Source organism: Plantibacter sp. CFBP 8775 (genome assembly GCF_014839505.1).
GTDB lineage: Bacteria > Actinomycetota > Actinomycetes > Actinomycetales > Microbacteriaceae > Plantibacter > Plantibacter auratus.
In genome coordinates this window covers 1,401,395-1,413,093 of the sequence record NZ_JACYNV010000002.1, presented here as the reverse complement: position 1 = coordinate 1,413,093, position 11,699 = coordinate 1,401,395, and the positions used below count along the sequence as shown (strand labels likewise).

Sequence of the window (11,699 nt, the reverse complement as noted above, 5' to 3'; positions counted from 1 at the left end):
GTCGCCGGCTACGGGAGCTTGACGAGCAGCCCGCCGCGGTGCGCGTCGAACGCGACCATCGTCGCCATGCCGAACGCGTCGCCGTCGAGCTCGAGGTCCTGCGCCTCGTCGACCCGCACGGTCAGCGCCTCAGCACGCAGGTTCGTCACGGTGTTCCCACCCCGGCCCTCGGTGAAGCGGATCATCCGTCGCCCGACGGCAGTCCGCCGCAGGACCCGGTTCTCCCACGTGACCTTCCGCCACACGAGGAGCCAGCCGAAGGCACCCTTCGGCTGCAGCACCGCGACGTCGAGGAACCCGTCGTCGAGCTCGGCGTCCGGCATGAGCTGCACCCCGCCCTGCAGCGTGCCGCAGTTCCCGACGAGCACCGAGCTCACGGTCGCCGCATGCTGACGGTGCCCGCGCAACTGGTAGTGGATGCGGAACGGCGCGGCCGTGGCGATCGAGCGGAGACCGGACTCGACATAGGCGAGCCAGCCGAGCGACTTCTTGAGGTCGGGATTCGCGGTGGCGATCATCATCGCGTCGACGCCCATGCCGGCCATCACCACGAACGCGTGCTCCTCCTCCGACCCGTCGGCGCGGGTGATCATGGCCACGCCGATGTCGATCGCGCGCGTGTCGCCCGTGAACGCCGTCCCGATCGCGGACACCTGGTCGCCGAGCGGCAGCTTCAGGTTCCTCGCGAGCAGGTTGCCGGTCCCCGACGGGATGAGGGTCAGCGGCACACCGCTCCCGCGCAGCCCCTCGGCGACGGCCCGCACGGTCCCGTCGCCGCCGGCCACGAGCACCACCTGAGCGCCGTCGAGGACCGCGCGCCGCGCCTGACCGACACCGGGGTCGTCGACACTCGTCTCATACAGGTGCGGAGCCGCCCATCCGGCCTCCTGCGACCGCGCCTCCAACGCGCTCCGCAGCCGGGTGGCGTCGACCTTCACCGGGTTGTACACGAGCGCGGCGTGCGGGGGAGTCGGCATGGCCCAACGGTACTGTCCCGGGGCCTCGTCACCGACCTCGATCGCTAGACTTGCCGGGTGATCGATCCCGTACTCCTCCGCGAACAGCCAGAAGTCCTCCGAGCGTCGCAGCAGAAGCGAGGGTCCTCCGTCGACCTCGTCGACCAGGCGATCGACGCCGACACCGCACGCCGCGCCGCGATCACCGGGTTCGAGGAACTCCGTGCCGAGCAGAACGCGTTCGGCAAGCAGGTCGCCAAGGCCCCCAAGGAGGAGAAGGCCGCCCTCGTCGCCCAGGCGCAGCAGCTCGCCGCCCGCGTCAAGGAGGCCCAGCAGGTCGCGACCGAAGCCGAGGCCTACTTCGCCGACGTCGCCGGTCGCATCCAGAACCCGGTGCTCGACGGCGTGCCCGCCGGCGGCGAGGCCGACTTCATCACGCTCCGCGAGGTCGGCGAACGCCCCTCCTTCGACTTCACCCCGCGCGACCACCTCGAGCTCGGCGAACTCCTCGGCGCCATCGACATGCAGCGCGGCACCAAGGTCAGCGGTTCGCGCTTCTACTTCCTCCGCGGCATCGGCGCCCGGCTCGAGATCGCCCTCATGAACCTCGCGCTCGACCGCGCGATCGAGGCCGGCTTCGTCCCGCTCATCACGCCGACGCTCGTGCGCCCCGAGATCATGAAGGGCACCGGCTTCCTCGGTGAGCACGCCGACGAGGTCTACCAGATCGCCGGCGAAGACCTCTTCCTCACCGGCACGAGCGAGGTGGCGCTCGCCGGGTACCACTCCGACGAGATCCTCGACCTCGAGCAGGGCGCGCTCCGCTACGCGGGCTGGTCGACCTGCTACCGCAAGGAGGCCGGGTCCTACGGGCGCGACACCCGCGGCATCATCCGGGTGCACCAGTTCAACAAGCTCGAGATGTTCGTCTACACCAAGCCGGAGGACGCCGCCGCCGAGCACGAGCGCCTGCTGTCGTACCAGGAGGCGATGCTGCAGTCGCTCGGCCTCAGCTACCGGGTCATCGACACGGCCGCCGGCGACCTCGGGTCGAGCGCGGCACGCAAGTTCGACGTCGAGGCCTGGGTGCCGACGCAGGACTCCTACCGCGAGCTCACCAGCACCTCGAACTGCACCACCTACCAGGCGCGTCGCCTCGACACCCGGTACCGCACGGAGTCGGGCAAGACCACGCCGGTCGCGACGCTCAACGGAACGCTCGCGACCACCCGCTGGATCGTCGCGATCCTCGAGACGCACCAGCAGGAGGACGGCAGCGTCGTCATCCCCGAGGTGCTGCGTCCGTATCTGGGCGGCATCGAGGTCGCGAGGCCGATCCGATGACGGACGAGACGACCACCACCGCGACCCCGTTGCTCATCGCCCTCGACATCGACGGCACCGTGCTGCACGAGGACGGTTCGCTCAGCCTGTCGGTCGCTGACGAGGTGCGCCGCGTGGTCTCGCTCGGCCACATCGTCACATTGGCCACCGGTCGCAGCTGGGAGAGCACGCGCCCGGTGCTCGAGGAGCTCGAGCTGACGCCGCAGTACGTCGTCTGCGCGAACGGTGCGCTCATCATGAAGCGCGACGAGTCGAAGCCCGACTCCTACGAGCGCTTCTTCATGGAGACCTTCGACCCGACCGAGGTCCTCGGGCTCATCCAACCGCACCTCTCCGAGGGCAGCTACATGGTCGAGTACCCCGACGGCTTCCGCAAGTACACGGTCGGCATGGAGGACTGGAACCTCGAGAACGCGATCGAGGTGCCGTTCGAGGAGCTCGTGACGAGCCCCGTCACGCGCGTCGTCGTCGTCTCACCGAGTCATGACGAGGAGGAGTTCCTCCGCATCGTCGACAAGATCGGGCTCAGCCAGGTGAGCTACGCGATCGGCTGGACGGCGTGGCTCGACATCGCGCCGAAGGGCGTCAACAAGGCGACCGCGCTGGAGCGTGTCCGGGAGTGGCTGGGGCTCGAGCGCTCGCAGATGGTCGCCGTCGGCGACGGCCGCAACGACGTCGACATGCTCGGCTGGGCGGCCGCCGGAGGACGCGGTGTCGCCATGGGCCAGGCGCCCGAGGAGGTCCTCGCAGTCGCGTCGGAGGTCACCGGCACGGTCACCGACGACGGTCTCTCTCAGCTCCTGAGGAGCATTTCGGGTTAGCATCGTCCAAAGCTCCGTGCCGATTCGCCGTTTCCGGTGGGCACGGGGCGTCGGTGCGCGCCTGCTCCAGGGGTCACCGGACGACTCGCCGCAGCCCGGTCTCCTGGGTTCCGGCCACCCCTGTTCCTGAGACGAGAGCGAGATCCATGACCCGCAACGCCGACGCGTCCAAACCGCGCGCCGCCGTCCGTCACGGCAGACTCCGCAAGTCGAACCCGTTCGTCACCGTCGCGAAGATCGTCGCCGCGACGGCCGCCGTCGTCGGCGTGAGCGGCATCGCGGTCGCCGGCGTGGCAGCCCTCGACCTCGCCAACAGCGTCAAGCCCGTCGCCCACCTCGACAACGAGACGCCGGGTGCTCCGCCGCCCAACATCGGGGCGATCGAGGGCGGCGTCAACCTGCTCCTCGTCGGCAGCGACTCGGGCGACGGCAACCAGGCGTACGGCGAGCGAGACGAGAACCTCAACGACGTCACGATCCTCATGCACATCTCGGCAGACCACTCGAGCGCGACCGTGGTCAGCTTCCCGCGCGACATGTACGTGCAGATCGGCGACTGCGCCGACGGCGGCAACGGTCGCGACAAGATGAACACCGCCCTCATGTACGGCGGAGCCGACGGCGGGCTCGCCTGCGCGGTCTCCACGGTCGAGGGCATCACCGGCCTCTCCATCCCGTTCGCCGCGCAGATCGGCTTCGACGGCGTCATCTCGATGTCGAACGCGGTCGGCGGCGTGCCGGTGTGTGTCACCGAACCCCTCAACGACGCCTGGAGCGGCATCAACCTCGACGTCGGCACCCACGACCTCTCGGGCGCGTCCGCCCTCGCATTCCTCCGCTCACGTCACGGCGTCGGCGACGGCAGCGACCTCTCTCGCATCTCGAACCAGCAGGTGTTCCTCTCCTCGCTCGTCCGTACGCTGAAGAGCAGCGACACGCTCTCCGACCCGATCAAGCTCTACTCGATCGCCCGTGCCGCGCTGAAGAACGTGACGCTGTCGAGCAGCCTGAACAACATCGACACGATGGTGTCGATCGCCGCAGCGCTCAAGGACATCCCGCTCGACCGGGTCGCGTTCGTCCAGACGCCGACGGCCACGGTCGAGGGCGGGGTCGAGGCGACGTCCGATGCCGACGTCCTGTGGACGGCGCTGCAGAGCGACCAGGCCGTCGCCCTGTCCGCCACCGGCAAGTACGTCGTGACCGACCCGAACGCGCCCGTCACGCCAGACCCGGCGACGACCGACGCGGCGGCCGACCCCGCTGCGACGGCGGACCCGGCAGCGCCCGCGGACCCGTCCGCTGCCGGCCCTGTCGCCCTGCCCGACACGATCACGGGCCAGAACGCCGCGCAGAACACCTGCACGGCCGGTCGTCCGGAGGAAGACCAGTAGTCTCCGCGTGATCGGATGGGGCCGCTTCGTCGCTGGCCCCATCCGATACACTCGATCCTGGTCGTCAGCTGCGTCATCGCGGGCGATCGACCATCAGGAGGGCTGTCCGAGCGGCCGATGGAGCCAGTCTTGAAAACTGGTGGGCAGAAATGTCTCGTGGGTTCGAATCCCACGCCCTCCGCACGTTCATCAGATGGCTGGTTGGGCCTGGCGGCGCAACGCTGGCGCGTTGCGGGGTTCGAATCCCACGCCCTCCGCACTGCTTTCACCGCCCCGAGAGACTCCCGCGCCTCGGAGCCCACGGCTCCGGGCTGTGCGCTTCACATGAACCCGTGGTTGAATCGACGAATGCCCCCGCATTCGACCGACATCGACGAGCCCGCCGGCGACGCCCCGGCTCGCCGAACGGCAGCTCGTGGGCCTCGCCCGAAGAAGCTCGCGACCATCGCCCGCCACGGACGACTCAAGCGCTCGAACCCGATCACGACCGGCCTGAAGATCGTCGCCTCGACGCTCGCGGTCGCGTTGGTCAGCGGTGGCATCGTCGCCGGCATCGCCCTCTGGGACGTCGCCGCGACCGTGAAGCCCGGCGTCGCGCTCGTCGACTCGCAGGGTGAGGCGGTCACCGACCTGCCCGCGATCGGAGCGTATCCGGGTGGTGTCAATCTCCTCATCGTCGGTAGCGACTCGCGCGCCGGTCAGGACCCCGTCTTCGGTGATGCCGAAGAGGAGACGGGCAACCTCAACGACGTCACGATGCTCGTGCACATCTCCGAGGACCACAGCAACGCGACCGTGGTCAGCTTCCCGCGCGACATGTTCGTCCCCATCCCGTCCTGCCCCGACCCGTCCGGTGGCTCGTTCGACTCGATGAGCCGGCAGAAGATCAACACTTCGCTGAGCTACGGCGGGCTCGCCTGCACGGCGCTGACGGTGTCGCAGCTCACCGGGCTCGAGATCCCGTTCGCCGCAGAGGTCCAGTTCAGTGGCGTGATGGCGATGTCGACCGCGCTCGGCGGGGTGACGGTGTGCGTCGCAGACCCGATCGAGGACGAGTACACGAACACCTTCCTCTCGGCGGGCGAGCACACGCTCGAGGGGTACGAGGCGCTGCAGTTCCTCCGCACCAGGCACGGTGTCGGCGACGGCAGCGACCTCAGTCGCATCAGCAACCAACAGGTCTTCCTGTCGGCGATGATGCAGCAGGTCAAGAGTGCCGAGACGCTGACCAACCCTGGGATCCTCTACTCCCTGGCCAAAGCGGCGGCGAAGAACATGCAGCTGTCCGACAGCCTGACGAGCCTCGACACGATGATCGCGATCGCCATGACGCTCCGTGAGGTCGACCTCGCCAACATCGCGTTCGTGCAGTACCCGAACGCCGCCGTGGAGGGTGGCGTCGAGCCGATCGACGATGCGGCGGCCGCGCTCTTCGAGGCGCTCGGCAACGATCAGCCCATCCAGCTCTCGGGCGCGACGGGCGCCGGTGCGGTGGCGAATCCTGCAGACCCCACCGCGGTCGACCCGGCCGAGGGTGCAGATGCCGGAGCCGACCCGGCAGCGACGGCTCCGCCCGCCGATGCGACCGACCCCTCCGCCGGTGGTGCAGTGGTCCTTCCGTCGTCCGTGACGGGCCAGACCGCCGACCAGCGCACCTGCTCCCGCGGTCGTACCCTCGACAACCAGTAGGCGTCCCGGTACCGCTCCGACGACGGTCTTTCAGCGAGCGCAGAAGTGGCCGCCGCGGTCCCGGTCCTCCGACAGACTCAGGAACCAGAGTCCCGGTCACTGAGCTTGTCGAAGTGTCGTAGGGCGTCTCGGACCCGGGGATTCGTCACCACGCCCATCACCGGTTATGCTGGTCGTCGTGCGTCCGCTTGCGAGCGCACATGGAGACGTCGCATAGTTCGGCCTAGTGCACCACCCTGCTAAGGTGGAGTCCCCGTAAGGGGACCGCGGGTTCAAATCCCGCCGTCTCCGCACTGGATCTCAGCTCGAAACCCTCGGTTCGCCGGGGGTTTCTGCGTTGCGCGATGTCTGTCGGAATCGCCAGCGCGGTGCGCTGACGTCACCGCGCCCCGCACGCGTGAGCGCGCCCCTCCGGAGACCCGCGCCCGCGACTGTGACCCGCGCTCACGTCAGCGCACCGCGCTGGGGAATCCACCAGGTGGCGGTGAGCTCAGTCGCCGAAGTTCGTGTACGGTGCGCCGATGCTCTCGATGGGGCTGTCGGGATCCTGCGCGGAAATGAAGACGGAGTACGTGTGCTCGTTGCCTTGGTCGTCGGTACCGACCGGTGTCTCCGCCACCGAGATGCTGAAGTGACGTCCGCCGTTCGCACCAACCTGGTCGGGGTGCTCCGGATAGCGTTCGCGGACGGTACTGACCGATGCCCCGACCACCGTCCCCTCGATGGACCGGAAATCGACCTCGCCGAGGGCCGACGCCGTCACGGCGACCGACCAATCAGGGATGAACTCGCCGCCGTCGCCCTGGCGGTCGAAGATGCTGATACCCGCCCATTGATAGGTGGTGTTCGGGACTTTGCCCGTCGAGTTGTCCTCGACGACGGGTTCCTCTCCGAACAGGTTCGTGAGCTTGGCGCGCGCCTCCTCCGACGGGTCGTCGTAGGCGAAGCTCTCCAGTGGCGTCCCGGTCGTATCGACGAGTTCGAGTGCCAACGGGCCGACGACGATGGCGACGACGTCCTCCGCAGGAGGGGCAGTCGGTTCCGGCGTGGCCGACATGGTCGGGGAGCCGACGGGCGTGCCGGTGGGTGCCGGTGCACTCGGCGCGCAGCCGGTGAGTGCGACTCCGAGCGCGATGACGATTCCGACAGCTGCGGACCATGTGCGTTTCCCCATCGGGCCAGTCTAGGAGCCCGAGCGCGAGCAGCAAGGACGTCACGCACCGTGCCGAGAGCCTGCCCGGCCGAGCCGCCACGCGGTGCGCTGACACCACCGCGCCCCACACGCGTGAGCGCGCCCCTCCGGAGACCCGCGCCCGCGTCTGTGACCCGCGCTCACGTCAGCGCACCGCGCTGGGGAGACCACCAGGTGTCGGACGGGGTGGTCAGGCGGAGCGACGGAGCTCGCCGTGGTGGCGGAGTTCGCGGAGGATGCTGAACGAGCCGGCGTAGTGCTCTTCGGTGAGCGTGTTGAGCGCGGCGAGCGTCCCGCGGTCGAGTCCGGAACGGACGGCGATCGACTGCAGTTCGCGGCGTGAGATCGGGAAGTCCACGGTCCTGAGGAGGGTCTTCAAGTCGGTGCAGGCCGCTGTTTCTGGCGGCTCCGCTGTGTCGGGGTAAGGTCTGGCATCCATGTCCACATTGTCGGTATCGACCCCCGAAAAGGCGACAGTCGGACTCCGTTCTGGCGCAAGAGGGCGCTAGCCTGACGTGAAATGATGCGAGGGAGCGGCACCGTGCCCGATGACCGCGACACCGGAACGCCGGCCCCGACTGGCCTCGCGTCCGCAGCCGTCGAGTTGCTGCGCGTCCCCCTCAGCGGCTTCGTGGCGGAGCGCAAACGCCTGGCCGTCGCAGCGCGCGACGACGGGGACGACGACCTGGCGACGGCGATCCTCGCGCTCCGCAAACCGTCGGTCGCCGCCTGGGCGCTCAACGTGTTGACGGCGCACCGCCCGGACCTGCTCAGCGAACTGGAACAACTCGGCTCCGCGCTCGGCGACGCTCAACGCTCCGGAGACGCCACAGCGCTCCGCGCGCTCGGCACCGAACGTCGCTCGCTGATCGCGACGCTCGTCACCGCCACCGTCGAGGCCGCAGCAGCGGAGGGGGCGTCCCTCTCCGGAGCGGTGATCGAGACCGTCCGCCAGAGTCTGCAAGCGGCGAGTGCCGACGCCGATCTCGCCGCGCAGGTGTCGTCCGGGCGGCTGACCGACGCCCCGACCTCGAGCGGAGCGGGGTGGGGTGGTGTGGTCGGCGGTCCAGGATCCCCCAGTGGGCGCTCCACCGCCGACGGCTCCCTCGGGACGTGGGGCGACGGAGACGGCGACCATTCCGACGAGGACGACGACCGACGCCGACGCCTTCGGGCCCGGCTGGAGGCGGCCGAGCGCGACGAGGAGGCAGCATCCAGCGCGAGTGAGGAGGCGACCGCCTTCCTGGACGAGTCGGCGGTCCGGCGATCGGGACTGCAGCGTGACCGCGAGGACCTCGCACGGCGGCTCGAGGAGCTCGACGCGGACATCGCCGACGCCGATCGCGAGTGGGCCCGACGCCAGCGGGAGGCTGACCGGGCGCAGCGTGCGAGCGACGCAGCACACGAGGACGTCGAGCGTCTGCGGAGCGCGCTCGAGGACTGAGTCACCGAGCCGATCGAGTCACCGCGGTGCCGAAGCCCGCCGCGACGGATCGCTGCTCGAACGTTCCGGCGCACGCACCATGCGGCGCGCGCCTAGACTCACCGTGTGGGTGAAGTGCGACAACCGGAAGCATCGCGGCGGCGACGGACACAGCAGCTGGAAGCGGAGCGTTTCGAAGGCATGCCGATCCTCGCTGACGTCGCGCAGCACGATCGGCTGAGCCTCGTCGCCCCCGATCTCGCGTGCACGATCTGCACCGCGACTCTCGAGCTCGGCGACCGCGTGCTCCGCTGCCCCGCCGGTCACAGCTTCGACATCGCCCGGCAGGGGTATGCCTCGCTCGTCGTCGGCGGTCGGACGCCGAAGACCGGCGACACGCAGGAGATGGTCGCGGCCCGCGCAGCGTTCCTCGAGGCCGAGCACTACGAGCCGATCGCCGACCACGTCGCCACGACCCTGCCGCTCGCGCGCTTCCTCCCGGACGGCTCGGTCGACGACGACAGCGCCCCGCTCGTCGTGGACATCGCTGGCGGGACCGGCTACTACCTGGGCCGGATCCTCGACGCCCGGCCGGCTTGGCGCGGGTTCGGGTTCGACTTGTCGCCGCTCGCTGCTCGTCGCGCCGCCCGCGCGCACGGACGAGCGGCAGCCGCCACGGCCGACGCCTGGGCACCCTTCCCGCTCCGGACCGCCTCGGTCGACCACCTGTTGAGCATCTTCGGCCCACGCAACGGTCCCGAGATGCGTCGGGTGCTCCGCCCGGACGGCCTGCTCACCGTCGTGACGCCGCAACCCGGTCACCTGGCAGAGCTGCGCGACCGGCTCGGCATGATCGGGATCGCCGAGCGCAAGGACGCCCGCCTCGACGCGCAGCTCGACGGGTTCGAGCTCCGCTCCCGCGACACGCTCGACTATGCCGTCGAGTTGATGCCGGAAGAGGTGCGCGACGAGGTCCGCATGGGGCCGAGCGCCCACCACCTCGACGACGACGTCTTCGAGCAGGCGATCGCCGACCTGCCCGGCTACACGACGGTCACGGTCGCCGTCACGCTCAGCGTCTTCGCGCCCGCCTGACGTCGCCCGCCCGACGCCGGGCCAGCCCGACAGCGGCACCACGGGACCGGCGTCGGGGCGTCGGTGGTGCGTCGATACGATGGAGGGCACTCATCGAAAGGCGCTCATGACGATCACCGCTGCCGCAGACGGCTCCGCCCTCGGCAACCCCGGACCCGCCGGCTGGGCCTGGTATGTCGACGACGATTGCTGGGCAGCCGGGGGATGGCCGCACGGCACGAACAACATGGGCGAGCTGCGCGCCGTCCTCGAACTGTTCCGCGCCACCGAGCACCTCGACGAGGACCTCCACATCCTCTGCGACAGCAAGTACGTCATCGACTCGATCACGAAGTGGATGCCGGGCTGGAAGAAGAAGGGCTGGAAGAAGGGCGACGGCAAACCCGTCATGAACCTCGAGCTCATGCAGGAGATCGACGCCGCCATCGCCGGGCGGCGCTACCGGTTCGAGTGGGTGAAGGGGCACGTCGGTCACCGACTCAACGAGGCCGCCGACATCCGCGCCCGCACGGCGGCTGAGGCCTTCCAGCGCAAGACGCCGGTGCCGGAGGGACCCGGGTGGACCGGCGCCGGAGCTGCGTCGACCCCGTCGACCCCCGAGGCCGACGTCGTCGCAGACACCGCCACAGAGACGACCGAGCCGGAGCTGTTCGCCGACCTCGAGGTGGAGGAAGAGCGCACCGCCCCCGTCTTCGACGCGGAGGACGACGGCGCGCTGTTCTCACTCGACGTCGAGCCGACGTGGCACCAGCTCACCCTCGACCTCACGACCGATGAGCACGAACGCCTGGTCCGCCGGGCCCGCGAGGCCGGGACGAGCGTCCAGGAGTTCCTCCGCGGCCTCATCTGACGTCGCTTCCGAGTTCACAACTCAGGACGAACGCGGCGTGTCCCGCGTCACACGCTGCGGCAGAAGGGCGCCGCGCCGACCGCATCCTGAATTGCGAACCGGACGGGGCGCGCGCAGGGGCAGGCGACCGGGTCAGCGGGCGGCGGACTCCGGCGCGTCGTCGTCCTCGGGCACGGCGAAGCCGTAGCTGGCGTCCACGAGGATCGGCAGGTGGTCCGAGATACCGCGGCGAAGCGTCTGCACCCGGTCGATCTTCAGGCCCACGGACGTCGCGAAGTCGAAGTGCCCACGGAACATCTTGTAGCGGGTGTAGGTGCTGCGGTCGCTGAGGCTCAGGTCGTAGCCGCTCTCCTGCATCTTGGTGCCGAGGCCCTTCTGGAAGAGCGGGTAGTTGTAGTCGCCGACCATGAGCGTCGGGACGTCGCCCATCGCGTGCAGCTGCTCGTGCGCGGCCTTGATCTGGTGCCGACGCAGTGAGTTGAGCGCGGTGAGCGGGGCCGCGTGGAACGAGGCGACGATGAGTTCGCGCCCGGCCTCGACGTCGGTGAGGCGGGTGCCGATGAGGCGCTCGTGCGCCGGCGCGAGCACCATGTCGTGCAGCGACTTCTTCAGCGCGAACGTCTGCGTCGACTCGGCGGTGAACCGGTCGCGGCGGTAGTAGATCGCGAGGCCGAGCCGGTTGCGGTGGGTGCTGTCGGCGAGGTGCAGGCCGCCGAGCTCGGCGGGCAGCTGCAGGGTGTCGGCCTCCTGCAACGCGAGGACGTCGGGGCCGAACTCTTCGGTGAGCGCGACGAGCTCGCCGCTGGCCTTGTTCTTCCGGAGGTTGTAGCTGATGACCTTCATCCCAGCCTCACATTCTGTTGGCAGAGCCCAAGCCTACGGTCCTTCCCGTCGCCCGGTGCTCTGGAGGGGTCCGGACGACGGTGCGTCGCCGG

11 protein-coding genes and 2 tRNA genes are annotated in these 11,699 nt (G+C 69.7%); 9 read left to right on the top strand and 4 right to left on the bottom strand.

The features are described from left to right. Window positions 1–8 precede the first annotated feature (8 nt). Entirely contained in the window at window positions 9–977 is a 969-nt protein-coding gene (locus IFR14_RS19030; protein ID WP_191941955.1) for a diacylglycerol/lipid kinase family protein, read from the bottom strand. Between the two features lie 57 nt (window positions 978–1,034). Between IFR14_RS19030 and serS the strand changes: the two genes are divergently transcribed. The 6 genes from serS (at window position 1,035) to IFR14_RS19000 (ending at window position 6,495) form a co-directional block, all read left to right on the top strand. Continuing rightward, window positions 1,035–2,300 (top strand): serine--tRNA ligase, encoded by a 1,266-nt coding sequence (serS, locus tag IFR14_RS19025; RefSeq protein WP_137244123.1) that lies wholly within the window; start codon window positions 1,035–1,037, stop codon window positions 2,298–2,300. Further along, a complete protein-coding gene (locus tag IFR14_RS19020) occupies window positions 2,297–3,121 on the top strand; it encodes an HAD family hydrolase (RefSeq protein WP_086475291.1) in 825 nt (274 codons plus the stop codon). The genes serS and IFR14_RS19020 overlap by 4 nt, the downstream gene beginning before the upstream one ends. A gap of 146 nt (window positions 3,122–3,267) precedes the next feature. Further along, on the top strand, window positions 3,268–4,515 hold the full coding sequence (locus IFR14_RS19015) for an LCP family protein (protein WP_079706469.1): 1,248 nt from the start codon (window positions 3,268–3,270) through the stop codon (window positions 4,513–4,515). A 96-nt stretch (window positions 4,516–4,611) separates the two neighbouring features. Continuing rightward, a tRNA-Ser gene (locus IFR14_RS19010) sits at window positions 4,612–4,696 on the top strand. A gap of 167 nt (window positions 4,697–4,863) precedes the next feature. Continuing rightward, on the top strand, window positions 4,864–6,204 hold the full coding sequence (locus IFR14_RS19005; protein ID WP_191941954.1) for an LCP family protein: 1,341 nt from the start codon (window positions 4,864–4,866) through the stop codon (window positions 6,202–6,204). Between the two features lie 202 nt (window positions 6,205–6,406). Continuing rightward, window positions 6,407–6,495 (top strand) — tRNA-Ser (locus tag IFR14_RS19000). Between the two features lie 199 nt (window positions 6,496–6,694). Here IFR14_RS19000 and IFR14_RS18995 read toward each other — a convergent pair. Beyond that, on the bottom strand, window positions 6,695–7,378 hold the full coding sequence (locus IFR14_RS18995; protein ID WP_191941953.1) for a hypothetical protein: 684 nt from the start codon (window positions 7,376–7,378) through the stop codon (window positions 6,695–6,697). Between the two features lie 208 nt (window positions 7,379–7,586). After that, a complete protein-coding gene (locus IFR14_RS18990) occupies window positions 7,587–7,835 on the bottom strand; it encodes a DUF2795 domain-containing protein (RefSeq protein WP_139382499.1) in 249 nt (82 codons plus the stop codon). A 102-nt stretch (window positions 7,836–7,937) separates the two neighbouring features. Between IFR14_RS18990 and IFR14_RS18985 the strand changes: the two genes are divergently transcribed. From IFR14_RS18985 to IFR14_RS18975, 3 genes are all read left to right on the top strand, one after another. Further along, window positions 7,938–8,840, top strand: coding sequence for a hypothetical protein (locus IFR14_RS18985; protein ID WP_191941952.1), 903 nt, complete (start codon window positions 7,938–7,940; stop codon window positions 8,838–8,840). A gap of 105 nt (window positions 8,841–8,945) precedes the next feature. Beyond that, window positions 8,946–9,914, top strand: a complete 969-nt coding sequence (locus IFR14_RS18980) for a putative RNA methyltransferase (RefSeq protein ID WP_191941951.1) — start codon at window positions 8,946–8,948, stop codon at window positions 9,912–9,914. A gap of 106 nt (window positions 9,915–10,020) precedes the next feature. Then, the gene (locus tag IFR14_RS18975; RefSeq protein ID WP_191941950.1) at window positions 10,021–10,764 is read left to right on the top strand and encodes an RNase H family protein; all 744 of its coding nucleotides are present in this window, start codon (window positions 10,021–10,023) and stop codon (window positions 10,762–10,764) included. A gap of 132 nt (window positions 10,765–10,896) precedes the next feature. On the opposite strand, the gene IFR14_RS18970 is transcribed toward IFR14_RS18975, so the two are convergent. Beyond that, on the bottom strand, window positions 10,897–11,607 hold the full coding sequence (locus IFR14_RS18970; protein WP_079706474.1) for an endonuclease/exonuclease/phosphatase family protein: 711 nt from the start codon (window positions 11,605–11,607) through the stop codon (window positions 10,897–10,899). Between the last annotated feature and the right edge of the window lie 92 nt (window positions 11,608–11,699).

What these genes read in the sequence shown, in the direction of transcription:
- IFR14_RS19030 (WP_191941955.1), bottom strand. Translation starts at nt 977, where the DNA reads ATGCCGACTCCCCCGCACGCCGCGCTCGTGTACAACCCGGTGAAGGTC.
- IFR14_RS18970 (WP_079706474.1), bottom strand. Translation starts at nt 11,607, where the DNA reads ATGAAGGTCATCAGCTACAACCTCCGGAAGAACAAGGCCAGCGGCGAG.
- IFR14_RS19020 (WP_086475291.1), top strand. Translation starts at nt 2,297, where the DNA reads ATGACGGACGAGACGACCACCACCGCGACCCCGTTGCTCATCGCCCTC.
- IFR14_RS18975 (WP_191941950.1), top strand. Translation starts at nt 10,021, where the DNA reads ATGACGATCACCGCTGCCGCAGACGGCTCCGCCCTCGGCAACCCCGGA.
- IFR14_RS18995 (WP_191941953.1), bottom strand. Translation starts at nt 7,378, where the DNA reads ATGGGGAAACGCACATGGTCCGCAGCTGTCGGAATCGTCATCGCGCTC.
- IFR14_RS19005 (WP_191941954.1), top strand. Translation starts at nt 4,864, where the DNA reads ATGCCCCCGCATTCGACCGACATCGACGAGCCCGCCGGCGACGCCCCG.
- IFR14_RS18990 (WP_139382499.1), bottom strand. Translation starts at nt 7,835, where the DNA reads ATGGATGCCAGACCTTACCCCGACACAGCGGAGCCGCCAGAAACAGCG.
- IFR14_RS19015 (WP_079706469.1), top strand. Translation starts at nt 3,268, where the DNA reads ATGACCCGCAACGCCGACGCGTCCAAACCGCGCGCCGCCGTCCGTCAC.